We start from the raw sequence: 19,160 nt of genomic DNA on the forward strand, positions 1-19,160 counted from the left end.
GCCGCCGTCCCGCGCAGTATCACTGTCCTGACCAGGCGCGACGGGTGTCCTGACCAGAGACAAGGGGTGGGGACGCTGAGGACCGGACGACACTGGAGAGCCACGGTCGCACTGCTGCTGCCGGCCGTCGTCGGCGCCGCCGGGTGCGCCGCCGAGGACCGGCCCGAGCCGGGGGAGGCTGTCTACGGGCTGCCGCTCGCCGAGCAGTTCCAGGCCGCGACGGACGCCACGCGCGACGCGGGCACCGCCGCGTTCGTGTCGACGCTGGTCTACGGGGCGGCCGGTGGCGACGCCGTCCACGAGGCGAAGGGGAGCCAGGACTACGGGCGAGGCACGTCCCTCGCGACGCTGGGCCTGACTGCGGGACGCCACTTCCCGGCGCAGGACCTGGAGTTCCTGCGGAGATCCGCCCCGGAAGGGAGGCAGACCGTGGCCACCGCCGCGGACGACGTCTACGTCCGGAACGGCGACGCCGCCTGGCTGCGCTACACCCCCGAAGCGGTCAACGAGCTCGGCGAGACCACCGGTGTGATCGCCGCGCACGCCGCCGGTGACACGGCCCCGTACAGCGGGACCCTCGCCGACCTGGTGCCGCGGGTGATCCCACGGGAGAAGCCAGAGCGCCGGGAGGACGGCAGCCGCGTCTACCGGGTGACCGCGCTCCCCGAGGTCGCCGCCGAGCTGCTCCCCCGGGACCTGCAGAGCCTCCAGCGGGACTGGGGCACAAAGCCCGTCCAGCTCACCGTGCGCCTGGACGCGGAGGGGAGGCTGGCATCGGCGACCGCCGACCTCGGCCCCGTCCTGGCCAGGCTCCATGAGCAGAGGGTCCTCCCCGAGGTGAAGCAGCTGCGCGCCTCGTACGCGCTCAGCGCGTTCGGTGAACCGGTGAAGGGCAAGGGGCCGGACGCCGGCGGGCGTCCCGTCGAGGACGCGGGCAAGGTGCTGGCCCCGATCGGTGCGCTCGACGACGGCCGGTGCGCCACCACCGGCGATACGGGACTCGGTTCCACGACGGTCGTCCGGCCCGTGGAGTGCGCGGACCGGCACGACCTGCGGGTGCTGGCCCAGGTCAAGGTGGACCGGGTGCTCCCCGGCAGGCAGGACATCGCGAACGGTGACTCGTACGCCAGGGTGGAGTGCGCGCGGGCGCTGGCCGCCGCGCCGGAGGACTGGCAGCGCGGCGGCGCGTACGCTCAGGGCTTCGGTCTCGTCGGTTCCTCCCAGGTGGGCAGCAGATTCAGCATGGGTCGAGGCGGGGCGAAGACGACGGTGACAGGCGATTACACCTGTTACCTCACGACGTCCTGACGCCCCGTCACGCCCCGTCAGCCGAACGGGATGTGGATGGCCGACTGGTTGCCGACCCCCACGGTGCTCGGTCCGTTGCCGATGGCGTTCCAGACCTCCACCTTCACCGTGCCGTTCACGAGGTTGCCGTGGCTCCCGGTGGAGGCCTTGAGCCCCTTGGCCTGCGTGTAGTGCTCGTACCCGTTGACGGGATCGGTGGCGAAGTAGTTCCAGGTCTCCGTGCGGTCCCAGGTCCCGTCGCCCGTACGGTCGTAACTCACCCTGACCTGCTGGCCGTTGGCGATGGTGGTGCCCGAGTCCGTGAACAGGTCGAATTGGGTCGAGCCGCCGTCGTACGTCCGGGTCAGGCCCGTGGCGGTGAAGGTCTGCGGGCTGTGCGGGGTGCCGTCGTAGTTGCCCCCGCCGGCCGAGGCGACCGTCACCGAGGAGGCGGCGGACTGGGCTGCCCCGAGGCCTCCGCCGCTGCGCAGGACGAGGGTGGAGGAGCCGGTGGGCGGGTTCGTGGGCGGGTCGGTCGTCCCGCTGCCGCCCTTGGTCCAGACACCCACGTAGTCGACGAGCATGGGCCGGCCGGGCACGGTCTCGGCTGTCGGGGTGGAGCCGCCGAGGGCGTTCGGGAACGCCCCGCCGATGGCGAGGTTCAGCAGGAGGAAGTAGCCGGCGTGGTCGGTCATGTTCGCCCACGTCGTGGCGTCCAGCTGGCTCTGGGTGATGCTGTGGAAGAGCTCCCCGTCGACGTACCAGCGCAGGGCGTTGGGGGTGACGGCGCGGTCCCACTCGAAGCGGTAGGTGTGGAACGCGGACTGGCAGCTGGAGCCCGGGCAGGTGCGGCTGTTGCCGAGTCCGGTGGTCTCGTTGCAGGGGCCGCCCGGGTTGACCCCGCAGTGGAGCACGCCCCAGACGGAGTTGATCCCGTTGACGTTCTCCATGATGTCGAACTCGCCGATGCCCGGCCAGTTCCAGTAGTTGCCCCGGTACGGGGAGCCGAGCGCCCAGAACGCCGGCCAGTAGCCCAGGGCCGCGTTGCCGGTCACGTTCGGCATCTGGACGCGGCCCTCGATGCGCAGGGTGCCGCCGGCCGGGGCCTTGAAGTCGGCCCGCTTGGTCTCGATGCGGCCGGAGGTCCAGTTGCCCGCACCGTCGCGGAGCGGGGTGATGCGGAGGTTGCCGCTGCCGTCGAGGCTGACGTTGTCGGGGCTGGAGGTGTAGTTCTGGATCTCTCCGGTGCCCCAGTTGCCCGGGCCTCCGGGGTAGCCGTGGCCCGTGTCTATCTGCCAGTTCGTGGAGGACGGCAGGCTGCCGTTCGCGCCGTTGAAGTCGTCGCTCCACTGGAGGTTCCAGCCGGGCGTGCTCGGTACGTCACCCCGGGCGGACCCGGAACCGGCGACGGTGAGAACTCCGGCGAGGACGAGGGCCAGGGCGGTGAGGACGGCGAGGACCGTCGTTCGTCTGTGAGGGATGGTGCGGCTCGTACGCAAGGGGACCTCCGGTGGGGACGGTGCCGGGAAGGTACTTTTGAGAGCGCTCTCAGAGTTATTTAGTTGCACTCGGGGCGCCCGTCAATGGCCCCGGCCGTTCAACTTCCGGAAAACGCGGGCACTTCGGCCCCTGCTGCACGGCTTGCCTTGACGTCGGCGTCAAGGATTACGGTCGCGGTATGCGAATCGGGGAACTGGCCGAACGCGCCGGGACGACGGCACGGACGCTTCGGTACTACGAGTCACGGGGCCTGCTGCACGCCCGCCGGGCGGAGAACGGCTACCGCACGTACGACGAGAGCGACCTGCGGCTGATCCAGCAGATCCGGACCCTCCAGGATTTCGGGTTCGACCTGGAGGAGACACGTCCCTTCGTCGACTGCCTGCGCGCCGGCCACCCGGCCGGCGACTCCTGCCCCGCCTCGCTCGCCGTCTACCGGCGCAAGCTCGGCGAGCTGGACGCGCTCATCGGCCAACTGCGGTCGGTGCGTACGGAGGTCGGCGCACAGCTCGCGCGCGCCGAGCTGGAGGCCTCCGCCGAGCTGCCGGGCGGCCCCGAACCACGATGCGAACTGAACTGGGAGGACGACAGATGATCCATGTGGAAGGTGTCGCAGAGGTCACCGACACGACGTTCGACACGGAGGTGCTGGGAGCCGGCCTGCCTGTCCTGGTCGAATTCACGGCCGACTGGTGCGGGCCCTGCCGCCAGCTCGCCCCCGTGCTCGGCGCGATCGCAAGGGAGGAGGCGGGCCGCCTCAAGATCGTCCAGATCGACGTGGACCACAACCCGGCCGTCACGAGCCGCTACGCGGTGCTGTCGATGCCGACGCTGATGGTCTTCCAGGACGGTGAACCGGTGAAGTCCATGGTCGGCGCCCGGCCCAAGCGCCGGCTGCTCCAGGAGCTGGAGGACGTACTGCCCGCGGCGGTCTGAGCCGGCAGGCGCGGGACGGAGCCCTACGCGGGCGCCCTCCCGTCTTCCAGCCGGACCAGCGCCCGCATGGCGTCGCGCTCGACGCGTGACACGTCACGCAGCACGGCGCCTGCCCGTACGAGGTCCTGCTCGTCGCCCGACTCACCGGCTGCGGCGATCAGGGCCGCGGCTTGTGTCCACAAGGTGGCCGCCTCGGTGTACAGCGCGTGCCCGGTGCGCAGATGCTCGTCGTCGACCAGCTGCGTGCACTCGGCGAGGAAGTCCCGGTAGAGGTTGCGGAACAGCGCGCCGCCGGTGCCGGCCTCCTCCATCAGGAAGGCGGCCTGCGGCAGGTCCCGCCGCGGGTCGTCCGTCCGCCGGAGCCATGTGGGCACCAGTTTGCCCGCCTTCTCGATGCCACGGTGACCCAGGTTGGCGATGGGCGGGGCGAGGAAGGCCGCGGCGCAGGCGGTGACGGCGGGAACGATCCGGCTCTCCGGGGGCGGCATGGTCCCCGGAGCCGTGAGGGTGAAGGACCGGTGCCTCGCCGTCATCGGACCCCGCGCGGCTCTGGCCCGGGCCAGGCCGGCCAGGTCGGTGGACACGGCTCCGCCGTGCGGGGCGGTGTCCACCAGGTGGGCCCTGTGGCCGTCGTAGCCGTACAGGGCGACGACATGACCGCCGAAGTGCACCTTCGACCCGAAGTAGTCCAGGTGCGCGCTGTCGAGCTGAAGTCCGACGGGGCGGCCCGCGTCGATGTGGGCCGTCACGTTCGCCCATGCCCTGCGAGGAGACGTGGTCTCCTGAACCTGGAGGTCCAGCCCGAGCCGGCCGGCCAGATTCCTGGTGAGTTCGAAGGGGCGGACCCGTCCTCCGAGGAACGGGAAGTCCAGGTTCTTGCCGTCCCAGTAGACGAAGGACAGGCCGGAGCCGAGGCCGAAGAGCATCGGTTCGGACAGATCGAGTCCCTCGTGCCGCAGCAGCACCCCCAGAGCGGTCGTCTCGCAGTGCTGCGTACCGCGGGTGTCGATGCCCTTCACCGTGGCCATGCCCTGCCCTTCCGGTCGACCCGACCCACACGACCCGACCCTACTCGCGGCGTCCGGCGCGGGCGGCCGGAACTCGTCGTACGGCCCCGGCCGTGCGAGGACCGCGCGAGCCGGCGTCCCTCACACCCCTGCGGCGGCCACCGGTTCCCCGGCCTGCGCGACCCAGCAGGCCACCTCCGACTCCGCCGCCGCTCCCGGCGCCCGTGACAAGGCGGGTTCGTCGCTCCGGCAGCGGTCGACGGCGAGCGGGCAGCGGGGGTGAAAGCGGCAGCCGGGCGGCGGGCTGCCTGGGTCCGGGACCTCGCCGGTCAGCGCCCGAGGACGGGTTCCGGAGCCGTCGGGCACCGGCACGGCCGCCAGCAGGGCCTGGGTGTAGGGGTGTCGCGGCGCGTTGAAGATCTGGTCGACGGTGCCCGTCTCGACGACGCGGCCCAGGTACATGACCACCACCCGGTCGGCGAGCGCGCCGACCACCGCCAGGTCGTGGGAGATGAACGCGAGGGCTATGCCCTCCTCGCGCGCCAGGTCCCGCAGCAGATTCGCCACCGCGGCCTGCGCGGAGGCGTCCAGAGCCGAAACGGGTTCGTCCGCGACGATCATCTTCGGGCGTGAGGCGAGTGCCCGGGCGATCGCCGCCCGCTGCCGCTGGCCGCCCGAGAACTCGTGCGGGTACTTCTCCGCCGCCTCGTCGGGGAGGCCGACCCGGCGCAGCGCCTCGACGGCCTCGCGGGTGTTCTCCGGGTCGCGGCGGCGCCGCCCGGCGCCCCGCGCCCGCTCGCGCGCGACCACGACCTCCTCGATCTGCGCGCCTATGGTGCGCCGCGGGTTGAGCGAGGCGTTCGGATCCTGGAAGACCATCTGCAACGGCAGCAGACCGGAGACACGGCGGCGCCGGCCCATGGCACCGACCGGCGTGCCGTCGAAGGTGACCGACCCCGTGTGCGCCGGGGCGAGCCCGGTGACGGCGCGGGCCAGGGTGGACTTCCCGCAGCCCGACTCCCCGACGATGCCGACCACTTCACCGGGCGCGATCTCCAGGCGGACGCCGGCCAGGGCGCGCATCGGGGGCAGTCCCTTGCGCGGGTACTCCACGACCACGTCCTCGACGCGGAGCAGAGGCGCGGCCGGACGGCTCGCGCTCGCGTTGACGCTCATGCCTTCCTCCTTACGGGGGCACCGGCCGTGAGGCCGGGGCCGGGGTTCGACGGGGCGTCAGTGGGGCCGGCGGAGCCGGGCTCCGAAGGGGCCTCAGCAGGGCGTACGGCACCGGGCTCCGCCAGCACGCAGGAGACCGTACGGGCCGGGCCCACGTGGACCGGTACCGGACGTCCCCGGTCGCAGCCGTCGACGGCCGAGGAGCAGCGCGGCTGGAACGGGCAGCCGGGTCCCAGGGCTCCGGCGGCGGGCGCGGAGCCGGGTATGGGCCGCAGCGGCACGGCGTGCCCGACGGCGGAGCGCTCCCCGAGTGAGGCGTGCGGCAACGCGTGCAACAGACCGCGTGTGTACGGATGCTGGGGCGCGCCGATGACCTCGCCGACGGTGCCGGTCTCGATGACGCGGCCGGAGTAGAAGACGGCGATCCGGTCGGCGACCGAGGACAGGACACCGAGGTCGTGGGTGACCATGACGACGGCCATGCCCGTCTCGCGCCGTAGCTCGTCCAGGAGTTCGACGATCCCGGCCTGGACGGTGACGTCGAGGGCGGTGGTCGGTTCGTCGGCGATGAGCAGGCGCGGGCCGCAGGCCAGGGCTGAGGCGATGGCGATGCGCTGGCGCATGCCGCCGGAGAACTGGTGAGGGTAGCGGGCGGCGGCCGAGGCCCCGCCGGGGATGCGCACCAGGTCCAGGAGTTCGGTCGCGCGGGCCGCCGCCTGCTTGCGGCTGATGCCCTGGTGCCGGCGGACGTGGTCGGTGATCTGCCGGCCGACGGTGAGCATCGGGTGCAGGGCGGACGAGGGGTCCTGGAAGACGACCGCGATGTCCCGGCCGCGTACCCGCGCCCACTCCCTGTCGGGCAGACCGACCAGTTCCCGGCCGTCGAAGCGGACCGATCCGGTGACGGAGGCCCGGTCGGGTCCGAGGCCGACCAGGGTCATGCCGGTCACCGTCTTGCCGCTGCCGGACTCCCCGGCGACACCGAGCACCTCCCCGGGGCGGACTTCGAGGTCCACGCCGTCCACGAGCCTGATCTCGTGTCCGGCCCGGGGCAGCGTCACGGTCAACCCGCGTACGCGCAGCAGAGGTTCGGCCGCGTCCGCGACGGCGGTCCCCGTGCGGGCCGTGACGGATCCGGCGGTCCCGGTGCGGGCGGTGCCCGTACCCGCGCGGGATTCCAGCGGCAGGCCCGTGGCGCCACCGTCGATGACCGGGCCGGGGCCGCCGGTGCTGCCGTCGTCGTGCGTGCCGAGGAGGTTGTCCCCACTCATCACCGTTCTCCAGCCGTCGAGAGTTTGGGGTCGAGCCGGTCGCGCAGGGCGTCGCCCAGGACGTTGAAGGCGACCACGACCGAGACGATGGCGAGGCCGGGGACGACCGCGAGCCACCACTGGTTGAAGTACTGCGAGGCCTCGGAGATCATCGATCCCCACTCGGCGGCCGGGGGCCTCGCGCCGAGCCCGAGGAAGGACAGGCCCGCGAGCAGCAGGATCGCGCCGCCGACGTCGAGCATGGCGAGCACGAGCAGTGAGCCGGCGACCCCGGGCACCAGGTCCACGAGGATCGAGCGGACCGAGCCGACCCCGGCGAGCCGGTTGGCGTGCACGAAGTCCGATTCGCGCAGCGAGAGCACGGTCGAGCGCACCGTGCGCGCGTAACCGGGCCACCAGACCAGGGCACCCGCGAGTACGGAGTTGGGCAGGGAGGGGCCGAGCGAGGCGGCCACGGCCATCGCCAGGATGATGACCGGGAAGGCGAACACGACATCGGTGATCCGCATCAGGACCTCGTCGACCCAGCCGCCGAAGAAGCCCGCGACGAGACCGACCACCGTGCCGATCACGGCGGTCGCCGTGATGAGCAGCAGGCCGACGGGCACGGAGAGCCGGGCACCGTACAGGACGCGGGAAAGCACGTCGCGCCCGGCGGGGTCGGTGCCCAGCCAGTGCGCGGACGAGGCACCCTCCAGCGGCGCCGCGCTCTGGTCGAGCGGGTCGTACGGGGCGAGCAGCGGGGCGAGCGCGATGACGATCAGCCACAGGAGCAGCACGCCTGCGGCGACGCCCTGTGCGGGGTTGCGGCGCGCCCAGCGCCAGGCGCCGGCCACCCGTCCCCTACGGCGGCCCGGTGCGGTGACCGGGGCGAGAGTGGCGGTCATGACAGGCGGATCCTCGGGTCGAAGGCGGCGTACAGCAGGTCGGCGACCAGGTTGACCACGACGAAGACCAGGGCGATGAGGATGGAGACACCCATCACCGCGGGCAGGTCGAGGTTGGTCGAGCTGCGGAAGGCGTACTGGCCGATGCCGTTCCAGGAGAACTGCTGCTCGATGTAGACGGTCGCGGCGAGCAGCAGGCTGAACGAGAGGGTGGTGGCGGTGATCAGCTGGCCGGAGGCCGAGCGCACCGCGTAGCCCCACAGGACACCACGGCCGCGAAGTCCCTTGGCGCGCCCTGCCTTGACGAAGTCGGACGACAGCGCTTCCAGCACGGCGCTGCGGGTGAAGCGCAGCACCATGCCGATGACGGACAGGGCGAGGACCGAGGCGGGCAGGACGAGATGGGCGGCGGCCGAGGCGAAGGCGTCCAGGTCGCCTCCGAGCAGTGCGTCGACCGTGTAGAAGCCGGTGATCTGGTCCGGTGGGTCGAGGGCGGGGGCGAGCCGCCCGGAGCCGGGCAGGATGCCGAGGTTCTTGACGAAGAGCACGGCGGCGACCATGCCGATCCAGAAGGTCGGCAGGGACACCCCGGTGAGGGACAGGGTGCGGGCGATCCGGTCGAGCCGGCCGCCGCGCCCCTTCGCGGCGAGTACGCCGAACAGCACACCGACGACGAGGGCCATCACGGTGGCGACGACGACCAGTTCGAGGGTGGCGGGCAGCTTCTCGGCGAGATCGTCGAGGACCGGGCGCTGGGTCTGCTGCGAGGTGCCGAGGTCCCCGGTGACGAGATTGCCGAGGTAGGAGAGGTACTGCATCGGCAGGGGCCGGTCGAGGCCCTGATCGGCGCGGTAGCGGGCGACGATCTCGGGGTCGTCCAGAGCTCGCTGGCCGAGGTTGGCGGTGGCCGGGTCCGCCGGGACGACGGAGCTGAGCAGGAAGGTCACCAGGGTGACGCCGAAGACGATCAGCACCGAGGAGGCGACGCGGCGCAGGGCGTACGTCAGCAGGGGCGGCATCCGTCGGCGGGCACGGGGAGTGACCTTCGCGGGGTCCGGTGGGCCCGCCGGTGCGGGGGCCGGTCCGGCGAGGACCGTGCCGGGGGCGGTGTCGGTCATGTGTTCACCCCTCCGAGCGGCCGAGCGCGGCCAGATCGAGGTAGTAGAGCGGGTTGCGGACCAGTCCGGTGACCTCGGAGGAGGCGACGGTGACGAAGTTCGGCTCCAGGAGCGGGACGAAGGGGCCCTCCTCGTTCATCGCCCGGTTCCACGCGGTGTAGGCGGTGAGCCGGTCCTGCTCGTCGACCGAGCCGTACGCCTTCTTCGTGAGGGCGGCGAGCCCGGGGGCGGCCTTCGCGGGCCAGTGCACCCGCTTGGAGAGGAAGTCGCCGGGCGCGAAGCCGAGGATGTTCTGCGGGTCGAGGTAGTCCGGCGGGTAGGACCACAGGGCGAGCTGCGTCGCGCCGTCGACGTACCGCTGGAGGGAGGTCGAGGTCGGGGAGGGCCGGAGCGTGACCGTGATGCCGATCTTCCCCAGGTCGCTCTGGATGCGCTGGGCCAGCACGCCGTAGTCGAGGCCCGCCAGCCGGTGGTAGTCACTGGCGTAGTCGAGGGTCAGCTCGATCTTCCCCAGGCCCTGTTCCTTCTTGGCCTTCTCGACGAGGGCGCGGGCCGCCCCGGGGTCGTACGCGGCGGCGTCCTTCTTGCCGAGGCCCCCGGTGAAGACGGTCGGCAGGATGCCGGTCGCCTGCGTGGACCCGGGGCCGGCGATCTCGACGAGCCCTTCGTAGTCGATGCCGAGCCTGATCGCCTTCTGCACGTCGGCGGAGGCGGTGGGGAGGTTCCTCGCGCGGCTGACCGCGAGGTAGAGCACCTCGGCCGCCCGGCTGTTGTCGATCGCGAGGTTGTCACCGTGCAGGCCCTTGGTCTGGAGCGCCGAGATGTCGAGGGCGATCTGCGAGTCACCCGACTGCACCCCGAGCAGCTGCTGCTGGGCGGACGGCACGTTCCTGATGATCACCCTGGGGTAGACCGGCGCGTCACCGGCGTACTCCGGGTTGGCCTCCAGCACGATCTGCGAGGAGTTGCTGTAACTCTTCAGCCGGTAAGGCCCTGAGCCCGCGGACTCCGTGTTGAGCCAGGTCTCCGCCTTGTCCGCGGTGACCGCGTTCTTCGCGTCGGTGCCGCCGTGCGCACGTACCGCATCGGCGTTGAGCACCCCGAACTGCGGAGTGGCGAGCATGGCGGGCACATCGGCGCGGGGCGACTCCGTGGTGAGGACGACGGTCCGTGTGCCCTCGGCCTTCACGGAGATCCCCGCCATCAGATAGGCCGGGCTGGCCTCGACGTGACGCAGCCGGTCGAAGGAGAAGACGACGTCACTCGCCTCCACGGGGCTGCCGTCGGAGAAGCGGGCGTCCTCCCGGAGTGCGAACGTCCAGGACTGCCCGTCCTCCGAGTTGGACCACGACGTGGCCAGGCCGGACACGGGCGTACGCAGATCCTCGCCGCGGTAGGTGGTCAGCGTCTCGTACAGGGCGTGGTCGACGAGGTAGTCGGTGGGCTGGTAGACGCGTGCGGGATCGATGGACTTGGCGTTGAACGCGGTGTCGACGACGAGGGTGTGACGCGCTGCCTCCACGGAGACACCCGCGGTCGCGCAGGAGGTGAGCGAGGCGGTCAGGGCGGCGGCCAGAGCGAGTGCGGCGAAGGTACGCAGCCGGGGCCGGGGCGGCAGGGGGCGATGGGTCATCGGGGTCTCCGCTCGGAGAGACGGTAGGGGAGGAGGCGGGGAAGTCACTCCTGGTGGCGTACCGGGGCGTGGCCGGCGCAGGGTGCGTCCGGCTGCGGCCTCGGCATACGGGCCCGGCGGCCCGGTGGGGTGGGCCGGTCCGCCGGGCCGGGTGGTCAGGCCGAGGCGGTCGCGGGTACGGCCGGCGGGCAGTCCTGGAGGTTCACGTCGATGGTCTGCCGGTACAGGCGCAGCCAGTTGCCGCCGCACAGCTTCTCGACCTCGGCGGGCGAGAAGCCGGCCTTGGCCAGCCCGGCGGGAATGTTGCCGAACTGGGCCGACGTCTCGAACCACTCCGGGTCCGGCACGACCGGCGACTGCCCGGGCTTGCCCGCCCCGTACTCGGGGCCGCGCGTCCAGTGGCCCTTGCGCATCTCCACCATGTGCTCCTCGGTGAGGAAGCGCCCGAGGTCGGAGCCCACCCCGACGTGATCGACGCCGATCCGCTCCACGGTGCGGGCGACGAGCTCGCACCAGCTCTCGACGGTCTCGCTCCACTCGCCGGCTATGTTCGGATACATCGTCAGGCCGAGCACCCCGCCCCGCTCCGCGAGCGCGTCGATGACCTCGGGCCGCTTGTTGCGGGCGTGGTCGAAGAACTCGCGCGGATTGGCGTGGTTGACCGCCACCGGGACGGCCGACGCGTGGATCGCGTCGTACGAGGTCCGGTCGCCCACGTGCGAGCAGTCGACGACGATGCCGCAGCGGTTCATCTCCTCGACGGCGTTGCGGCCGAAGCGGGTCAGACCGGCGTCCGTGGTCTCGTAGCAGCTCGCGCCCAGGGTGTTCTGGATGTTGTAGGTGAGCTGCATGACCCGCAGGCCCATGCGGGCGAACAGCTCGATGTGGTCCAGCCGGTCCTCGATCGGGGAGGCGTTCTGGGTACCCATGAGGACGGCGGTGCGGCCCTCGGCCGCCGCTGCCTCGATGTCGGCCGTGGAGTACGCGATCCGTATGAGATCGGCGTTGTCGCGCTCCAGCCCGTACCAGTCGGCGAGGGCCTGCATGGTCTCCGCCGCGTTCTCCCAGAACGCGATGGTGTTGGTCACGCAGTCCACGCGCCCGGCGCGCAGCTCCTCGAAGACCGTCCGGTTGAAGATGCCGCACTCGAGTCCGTCGATGTTCATCGCTGCGCCTCGTCGTTGATGGAGCGGATGGAGCTGAAGGAGCTGATGGAGTTCGCGGCCGTGCCGCCGACGAAGTCCACGTCGTCGGTGAGGTCGGGTTCGATCACGCCGTTCTCGTCCACGGCGGTCGCGCCCGCGTGCTTGAGGGAGGTCACCGACTCCGTGGACAGCGCGCGGGCGGAGTCCTCGAAGAGCGACCACCACAGGGCGGCGGGGGTCTCCAGACCGGTCTGTACCGCCCGGGCCGCGGGCAGCGAGCCCACGAGCGGAAGCAGCCGCAACAGTTCGGTGTCGTCCGGTAGTTCGGGTGCGCGACGCTCCATGACGAGGAGCACGCCCTCACCGGACAGGGCCCCGGGCACCGGGGGCAGTCCGGCCCCCGGGGCGGCGTCCGCGAGGACGGGAGCCACCGTGACGACCACACCCCTGTCGGTGCCCTGGTGCTCCAGTACGGCGGCGAGCCCGGCCCGCGCGATGCTCCCGGCCCACAGGACGACCCGCTCGCCGGGCTCGGCCTGGAGCAGGTCGAGCAGCGCGGGTGCGACGACGAGGGCGCTCTGGCCGAGACAGTCGACCACGAGCGCGCCCGGGGCCTCGGCGGCGATCTCCACCCGGCCCGAACCGGCGCGGTCGGCTTCGCTGAGCCCCTCGGCGAGGTATTCGAGTGCGGGCAGCCCGGCGGCCTGGGCGTGCAGGACCAGGTCGCGTACGGCGGGTACGGCACCGAGCGCGAGACCCTGGGCCTGGAGCAGCCGCTCCGTGACGAGCCGCAGTTCGCGCAGCGACAGGCGGAGGTTCGCGGCGTCGGAGGCGTTCTGCCGGGTGCGGCCGAGGCGGTCGGTCGCGCCGTCGCTCCCGGTGCCGCTGGTGAGGGTGGCGGAGGTCATCGGGCAGCTCCGTTCGGGAGGGCGGGTGCGTCGAGGGCGACGGTGTCGGCGGGGTGCGGTACGGCGGGCCAGAACCACGGGCCGGCGGCGTCGGCGTCCGCCAGATCGGCCGCGGTGGGCGCGCCCTGGAAGATGACACCGCGCAGGTCACGGCCCAGGTAGTCCTTGGTGCGTTCGAGGCCGTAGAGGGCGGCGTTCGCCAGGCGGATGATCCGGGCGGGCACGAAGGCGGCGTCGCGGATGTTGGCGTGCGGAACGGCGTACGCGTGCCCGGCGAGGGACTGGAGGCGCTCCACGGCCCCCCGCAGTTCCGGGCGGCGCGCGAGGAGCCGTCCGACGGGCAGGGCCGGGTCCTCGGCTGCGAGTACGCCGTCGAGGTGCTGGGCCATGCCGGGCACGTCGACGGTGAGATCGACGGTCCCCTCGGGCAGTTCGGCGGTCGCGCCGCACCGGGGCTCCTCGGCGGACCGCGACTTGTACCAGGTGTTGGCGACCGCGCCGGGTGCGGTGCGGTCGACGGCGAGCGCCCAGGCGTAACGGTCGGCGAGCAGGGCGCGCAGCTCACCGGCGGCCATCGAGCCGTCCCGGCGGAACGTCTCGTTGACCGTGAGGCCCGCCGCCAGCCGGTCCGACTCCGCCGGATCCAGCTCTGTCAGCACGGAGTTGACCACCTCGGTGGCCTCGTCGCAGACGCCCTCGACACCGTCGACCAGCTCGGCCACGGTCGGCACCCGGCCGTCCGCCCGGGCCGCCGCCGCGCGCACGGGTATCGCGTCGAGGACGCGTCGCAGATCGGCGACGATCCGTGCGGCGGGAGTGAAGCAGGTGTACTCGTTGACGTCCTCGCTCTGGTGGACGGCGGCCCGCTCCAGCAGGGCGACCAGCGTGTCCGCCACACCGGAACCGGGGGCCGCCGTGAGACCGCGTGCATGGGCGAGGGCCTGCTCGCGCAGCGAGATCCAGCGGTCCACCAGCACCGGGTGGTTGCCCACCCACAGGACCAGACCGAGCGCGGAGCTGTTGCCGACGCCGAGGAAGCGGCGTACCTCGGGGTCGAGGGCCACCGCCGTGTCCGAGCGGCGGGCGGCCAGCGCCTCGACGAGGTCCGCGCTCAGCTCGCGCATCATGTAGGCGGACAGCAACTGGGCGTGGTAGGGCACCGCGAGCGGGTGGTCCTCGCCGTACGCGAGGAAGGTGCGGGTGCCGAAGGTGCCGTTGCCGTCGAGGCCGATGTTGCGCATCAGATAGCCGACGCGGGCGAGCGCGACGGTGTCGGGCTGCCGCCCTGCGGCCAGGGCCCCGACGACGTGCTCGAAGACGCGCAGCGAACGGTTGGCGCGGCACCAGGTGAGCGTGTGCCCCGTGGCACGGCCGTGGTAGAGGCGCGGCATCTCGTTACGGGTGTGCTCGATGTCCTCGGGCGTGGCGGGGCCGTCGAGGAGGGCGCCCATCATGTCCCAGCCCAGGTCGAAGATGCGCAGGGTGCGCTCCTGCGACGAGGGCGGGAAGGCGAAGGCCACGAAGTCCATCACGCGGTCCGCGGCATGGATGCGGTAGACGGCCTCGCCGCTGCCGTCCGCCTCGACGGTCAGGGAGCGGCGCTCGACGCGCCACTGCTCGCGAAGCATCCGGTTGACCAGGGAGCGGGCCGACGACAGACGCCCGGCCTGCAAGGAGGAGAGGGCGGCCGGAGTCATGATCTCGGCGGCCGGCCGGCCGACGGGTCCGGCCGGGCTGGGCTGTGGTGCCACGGATGGTTCCTTTCGTGCGGGTCGTGCGGTGCGGTGCCGCCATGGGGCGGCGTTCGTCGCCTCGGGGCGCTGAACCGGCCCGCGTGAGGCGACGAGTTGGGTACGGGTCTGTGGCAGGGCAGCGGGCATCCCGAAACCAGGCGTGTCGGGAACGCTCTGTCAAGGCACGGCCGGGGGCAGGGTGAGGTCCGGTCGCGAAGTGGTGCGTGGGACGGCGGCGCGGCGGGGCACGCCCCGGTCGGGGGCGGCGGCGCCGGGCCCGCGAGGGGCCGTGCCCGGGCGGACGAAAGCCCTGGGTCTGCGCGGATGCGGTGGGATGGTGCGGGGCGGGGTGTCCGGGTCAGGGCCCGGTGGGCGGTCGGACGGCGGCGGTCACCTGCTCCCGGAGACGATCTTGGTGACCCGGGCTGCGCAGGCCACGGCATCACCCGCCGCAGCCTCGGCGTCGAAGCGGACCATCGGGCCGACCACGGACAGAGCCGCCATCACCCGGCGCCTGGCGTCGAACACCGGTGCCGCAACGGCGACCGTCGGCTCCAGCCGGTTCGGCAGCGAGATCGCGTATCCGAGGTCCCGGATGCGCTCCAACTCCGCGTCACCGGCGGTCGGTACGCCCGCGTCCCGCAGCGCGGCCAGATCGTGCGGCAGCGCCCAGGCGGTGAGCACCCGGCCGGAGGCGGTGTCGGAGATCGGCATCCGCGCCTCTATCCGGGAGTCGACGCGCAGCAGCCGGTCCACTTCGACCCGCTGCACGATCCGCGCCGAATCGCCGTCGAGCACGGCGAGCGAGACGGTCTCGTCCACCAGAGCGGCCAGTTCCTCCATCGCGGCGGTGGCCCGATGGCCGAGTCCGGCCTGGGCGAAGGCGGCGTCGGAGAGCCTGGAGACACGAAGGCTGAGCCGGTAGGTCCCGTCCTCCGCCTGCTCGGCCCACCCGCCCGCGCACAGCGTCACCAACTGCCGGTGCACATAGCCCCGGCTGCCGCCGGTGCGCCGGGCGAGCTCGGAGACACCCACACCCTGCGGCTCGTCGGCGAGGGCTGCGAGGACCTCCAGCGTCTTGAGCGAGGAGGTGAGGATCTGGGTGGCCAATGCGCTGTCTCCTATAAGAGGACACTGTCTCCGATCGGGATGCGTCACTAAAACACCGCGCTCACCAGGCCGTCAATGGCCGCCCGAAGAAAAACATCGGACACCCCATCAGGTGTGCGGTGGGCCTTTATATTCCTTGGATTTGACAGGAGTTTTCCTGGCTGACCTATGAATTCAAGGTTCCGGGCCAGGTGGTGCAGGGTGTGTGTCTGTCTTCCATGTGGAGACGCCATGGCTGCGCGGCAGCCTCCGTCTCGTGATGGCGGACGTCACGACGTCAGCTCGCGTGCCGTCGCCGGGCGATATGGCCGTCCGGCTGCGGGCGTGGGCCGTGGGGAGCGCTGTCGGAGCGGCTGACTAGGCTCTTTCGGGACCTGGGCGTCTCATGCGCGCCAGGAGATACCGATCATGGGGGAAGCAATGCGCAAGACACTCACCGCGACGGCCTTTGTCCTGACGGCCGCTCTGCTGACGGGCTGCGGTGGTGGCGAGGACGGGTCGGCCGACGCGGGCAAGGGGAGCGGCCCCGCCGTCCAGGAGTCCGCGCAGGCGAAGGAGTCCGGTGCGGGCGCGCCGGAGGACGGCACGTCGCACGAGGTGACGATCAAGGTCGAGGGGACGGGCAAGAGCAACGTCATGTACACCCTCGACGACTCGGGCTTCAAGGAGGTGGACCTGCCGTGGACGAAGACGGCCACCATCGCCCCGCGCGGCGCGGAGCGCGAGGTCGGCCGTCTGGTCATCGTCACGCCCGGCAACACGATGGCCGCCGACGGCAAGCTGGTCGCGGCCGGATGCTCGATCACGGTCGACGGTAAAACGGTCGTCGAGAACGAGGGCGGCGCGACGGGCAAGCCCTGCTCGTACAAGCTCAAGTAGGCGGACCGGCCCGTGAGGCCGGAAGGGGGCGGTGCGCCCGGAGGTCCAGGTGCACCGCCTCGTCTTCCGCAGGAGCGGCCGTGCACGCGGAGACCCGGTGCACCGCCCCTCCCCGTCCCGTCAGGCGGGCCGCAGCCAGACCGTCGCCAGCGGCGGGAGGGTCAGCGTGATGCTGGTGTCCCTGCCGTGCGCCGGCACCGCCTCCGGCTTGAGCGGCTCCTCGTTGCGCACGTCGCTGCCGCCGTAGCGGGCCGCGTCCGTGTTCAGGACCTCCACCCAGGACTCCGGGCCGTCCGGTACGCCGATGCGGTAGTCGTGCCGCACCACCGGTGAGAAGTGGGAGATGGCGATCAGCGGTGAGCCGTCCGCGTCGTAGCGCACGAAGGTGAACGCGTTGTCCTCCGCGGCGCCTCCGTCGATCCAGGAGAAGCCCTCCGGGGAGGTGTCCAGCTGCCAGAGCGCGGGCAGCGCGTTGTAGACCGCGTTGAGATCCGTGACCAGGGTGCGTACACCCCGGTGGTCGCCGGACGCCTCGTACGTCTCGTCGAGCAGCCACCAGTCCGGGCCGTGGCCCTCGGACCATTCCGCCCCCTGCGCGAACTCCTGTCCCATGAACAGGAGTTGCTTGCCCGGGTGGGCCCACATGAAGCCGAGATAGGCGCGGTGGTTGGCGCGGCGCTGCCACCAGTCGCCGGGCATCTTGGTGACCAGGGCCTGCTTGCCGTGCACCACCTCGTCGTGCGAGATCGGCAGCACGTAGTTCTCGCTGTACGCGTACACCATCGAGAAGGTCATCTCGTTGTGGTGGTACTTGCGGTGGACGGGCTCCTTGGAGATGTACACGAGGGAGTCGTGCATCCAGCCCATGTTCCACTTCAGGCCGAAGCCCAGGCCGCCATGGTCCGTCGCGCGGGTCACGCCCTCCCAGGCGGTGGACTCCTCCGCGATGGTGACGACTCCGGGGTTGCGCCGGTAGACCGTCGCGTTCATCTCCTGGAGGAAGGCGACGGCGTCCAGATTCTCCCGGCCGCCGTGCTCGTTTGGCGACCACTGGCCGTCCTCGCGGGAGTAGTCGAGGTAGAGCATGGAGGCGACCGCGTCGACCCGCAGACCGTCGATGTGGAACTCCTCGCACCAGTAAGTGGCGTTGGAGACAAGGAAGTTGCGGACCTCCTTGCGGCCGTAGTCGAACTCCAGCGTGCCCCAGTCCGGGTGCGCCGCCCTGTTCGGGTCGGAGTGCTCGTACAGCGGCCGGCCGTCGAACTCGGCGAGTGCCCAGTCGTCGCGCGGGAAGTGCGCCGGAACCCAGTCCATCAGGACACCGATCCCGGCCGCGTGCAGGGCGTCGACCAGGAAGCGGAAGTCGTCCGGTGAGCCCATGCGGGACGTCGGCGCGTAGAAGCCGGTGACCTGATACCCCCAGGAGCCGCCGAACGGGTGCTCGGAGACCGGCATCAGCTCGACGTGGGTGAAGCCCAGCTCCCTTACATACGACGGGAGTTGAGCGGCCAGTTCGCGGTAGCCGAGGCCGGGACGCCAGGACGGCAGGTGGACCTCGTAGACGGAGAAGGGGGCCTGGTGCACCGGGCGGTCCCCGCGGTGGCTCATCCAGTCGGCGTCCTGCCACTCGTGGTGCGACGCCGTCACCACCGAAGCGGTGGCAGGGGGCACCTCGGTGCCGCGAGCCATCGGGTCCGCGCGCTGCGTGTGGGAGCCGTCGGGCCGGCAGATGTCGTACTTGTACACGGCGCCCTCACCGACGCCCGGGAGGAAGAGCTCCCACACCCCGGTGCCACCGAGCGAGCGCATCGGGAAGGCGGTGCCGTCCCAGTAGTTGAAGTCTCCCGCGACGCGCACCCCCCGGGCGTTCGGGGCCCAGACGGTGAAGCGGGTTCCCGTCACGCCCTGGTGCTCCATCGGCTGGGCGCCGAGTGCCTTCCACAGCTCCTCGTGCCGGCCTTCGCCGATCAGGTGCAGATCGAGTTCACCGATCGCGGGCAGGAAGCGGTAGGGGTCCTCCACCTCGATCGTGTTGTCGTCGTAGACGACCTGGAGGCGGTAGGCGTCGGGCACCGCCGGCAGCGGCAGGACCCCGGAGAAGAAGCCGTCGCCGTCGCTCTGGAGTTCGGCGCGCTTGCTCTTGATCAGCACCGACACCGAGCGGGCGAAGGGGCGCAGCACCCGGAACAGCACTCCGCCCGACGCGGGGTGCGCGCCGAGGACGTCGTGCGGCGCGTGGTGGTCGCCGGCGAGAAGCCGGCCCCGGTCCGCCGGATCCAGCGCGGCGGCCGGCAGAACGTTCTTGCTGCCTCCGCCGCGCCGGGGCCGGGGCGGGGCGCCGGCCCCCGCGGCGGCCGTCTTCCTGGCGCGGGGGCGCTTGGCCGGAGCCGCGGGCGCGGCCTCGGCGGGCGCGTCGGCGCCGGACGCGGCTGGGGCGGGGGTGGCGGAGGCGGCCGGGGCCCCGGCGGGAGCGGTGACCTCGGTGGTCACCGGCTGGGCCGTGGGCGGGACCTCGACGGACTCGGGCGACTTGCGGGACGGCTTGCGGGCGGTCACAGGGACTGCCTCCT

The 19,160-nt window shown here is 72.0% G+C and carries 16 protein-coding genes; 4 read left to right on the top strand and 12 right to left on the bottom strand.

The window, feature by feature from the left end:
• Positions 1 to 66 precede the first annotated feature (66 nt).
• On the top strand, positions 67 to 1,308 hold the full coding sequence (locus tag ABZY45_RS11270) for a hypothetical protein (RefSeq protein WP_356738423.1): 1,242 nt from the start codon (positions 67 to 69) through the stop codon (positions 1,306 to 1,308).
• A 17-nt stretch (positions 1,309 to 1,325) separates the two neighbouring features.
• Here the strand turns inward: ABZY45_RS11270 and ABZY45_RS11275 are convergent, their stop codons facing one another.
• Positions 1,326 to 2,786: a glycoside hydrolase family 16 protein gene (locus ABZY45_RS11275; protein ID WP_356738425.1), complete on the bottom strand. Its 1,461-nt coding sequence runs from the start codon at positions 2,784 to 2,786 to the stop codon at positions 1,326 to 1,328.
• A 179-nt stretch (positions 2,787 to 2,965) separates the two neighbouring features.
• On the opposite strand from ABZY45_RS11275, the gene ABZY45_RS11280 reads away from it, so the two are divergent.
• Together ABZY45_RS11280 and trxA are read left to right on the top strand one after the other, a co-directional pair.
• The gene (locus ABZY45_RS11280) at positions 2,966 to 3,382 is read left to right on the top strand and encodes a MerR family transcriptional regulator (RefSeq protein WP_356738427.1); all 417 of its coding nucleotides are present in this window, start codon (positions 2,966 to 2,968) and stop codon (positions 3,380 to 3,382) included.
• Positions 3,379 to 3,723 carry a thioredoxin gene (trxA, locus tag ABZY45_RS11285; RefSeq protein WP_356738429.1) on the top strand — a complete coding sequence of 115 codons (345 nt, stop codon included), beginning with the start codon at positions 3,379 to 3,381 and terminating at the stop codon, positions 3,721 to 3,723. The genes ABZY45_RS11280 and trxA overlap by 4 nt, the downstream gene beginning before the upstream one ends.
• A gap of 23 nt (positions 3,724 to 3,746) precedes the next feature.
• Here the strand turns inward: trxA and ABZY45_RS11290 are convergent, their stop codons facing one another.
• From ABZY45_RS11290 to ABZY45_RS11335, 10 genes are all read right to left on the bottom strand, one after another.
• Positions 3,747 to 4,751, bottom strand: a complete 1,005-nt coding sequence (locus ABZY45_RS11290) for a BtrH N-terminal domain-containing protein (protein WP_356738431.1) — start codon at positions 4,749 to 4,751, stop codon at positions 3,747 to 3,749.
• Positions 4,752 to 4,871: 120 nt separating this feature from the next.
• Positions 4,872 to 5,906, bottom strand: coding sequence for an ABC transporter ATP-binding protein (locus ABZY45_RS11295; protein ID WP_356738433.1), 1,035 nt, complete (start codon positions 5,904 to 5,906; stop codon positions 4,872 to 4,874).
• The gene (locus ABZY45_RS11300; RefSeq protein ID WP_356738435.1) at positions 5,903 to 7,177 is read right to left on the bottom strand and encodes an ABC transporter ATP-binding protein; all 1,275 of its coding nucleotides are present in this window, start codon (positions 7,175 to 7,177) and stop codon (positions 5,903 to 5,905) included. The genes ABZY45_RS11295 and ABZY45_RS11300 overlap by 4 nt, the downstream gene beginning before the upstream one ends.
• Positions 7,177 to 8,064 (bottom strand): ABC transporter permease, encoded by an 888-nt coding sequence (locus tag ABZY45_RS11305; RefSeq protein ID WP_356738437.1) that lies wholly within the window; start codon positions 8,062 to 8,064, stop codon positions 7,177 to 7,179. The genes ABZY45_RS11300 and ABZY45_RS11305 overlap by 1 nt, the downstream gene beginning before the upstream one ends.
• The gene (locus ABZY45_RS11310) at positions 8,061 to 9,182 is read right to left on the bottom strand and encodes an ABC transporter permease (RefSeq protein WP_356738439.1); all 1,122 of its coding nucleotides are present in this window, start codon (positions 9,180 to 9,182) and stop codon (positions 8,061 to 8,063) included. Before ABZY45_RS11310 ends, ABZY45_RS11305 begins: the two co-directional genes overlap by 4 nt.
• Before the next feature lie 4 nt (positions 9,183 to 9,186).
• A complete protein-coding gene (locus tag ABZY45_RS11315; RefSeq protein ID WP_356738441.1) occupies positions 9,187 to 10,815 on the bottom strand; it encodes an ABC transporter substrate-binding protein in 1,629 nt (542 codons plus the stop codon).
• Positions 10,816 to 10,970: 155 nt separating this feature from the next.
• On the bottom strand, positions 10,971 to 11,981 hold the full coding sequence (locus ABZY45_RS11320) for a membrane dipeptidase (RefSeq protein ID WP_356738443.1): 1,011 nt from the start codon (positions 11,979 to 11,981) through the stop codon (positions 10,971 to 10,973).
• Positions 11,978 to 12,868, bottom strand: a complete 891-nt coding sequence (locus ABZY45_RS11325; protein WP_356738445.1) for a hypothetical protein — start codon at positions 12,866 to 12,868, stop codon at positions 11,978 to 11,980. The genes ABZY45_RS11320 and ABZY45_RS11325 overlap by 4 nt, the downstream gene beginning before the upstream one ends.
• The gene (locus tag ABZY45_RS11330) at positions 12,865 to 14,619 is read right to left on the bottom strand and encodes a hypothetical protein (protein ID WP_356738447.1); all 1,755 of its coding nucleotides are present in this window, start codon (positions 14,617 to 14,619) and stop codon (positions 12,865 to 12,867) included. Before ABZY45_RS11330 ends, ABZY45_RS11325 begins: the two co-directional genes overlap by 4 nt.
• Before the next feature lie 372 nt (positions 14,620 to 14,991).
• On the bottom strand, positions 14,992 to 15,711 hold the full coding sequence (locus ABZY45_RS11335) for an IclR family transcriptional regulator (RefSeq protein ID WP_356738449.1): 720 nt from the start codon (positions 15,709 to 15,711) through the stop codon (positions 14,992 to 14,994).
• 408 nt (positions 15,712 to 16,119) lie between these two features.
• On the opposite strand from ABZY45_RS11335, the gene ABZY45_RS11340 reads away from it, so the two are divergent.
• Positions 16,120 to 16,590 (top strand): hypothetical protein, encoded by a 471-nt coding sequence (locus tag ABZY45_RS11340; RefSeq protein WP_356738451.1) that lies wholly within the window; start codon positions 16,120 to 16,122, stop codon positions 16,588 to 16,590.
• 120 nt (positions 16,591 to 16,710) lie between these two features.
• On the opposite strand, the gene glgB is transcribed toward ABZY45_RS11340, so the two are convergent.
• Positions 16,711 to 19,146 carry a 1,4-alpha-glucan branching enzyme gene (glgB, locus tag ABZY45_RS11345; protein ID WP_356738453.1) on the bottom strand — a complete coding sequence of 812 codons (2,436 nt, stop codon included), beginning with the start codon at positions 19,144 to 19,146 and terminating at the stop codon, positions 16,711 to 16,713.
• Positions 19,147 to 19,160 lie beyond the last annotated feature (14 nt).

Origin of the sequence: Streptomyces sp. NPDC006516, from assembly GCF_040611875.1 — a bacterium.
GTDB lineage: Bacteria > Actinomycetota > Actinomycetes > Streptomycetales > Streptomycetaceae > Streptomyces.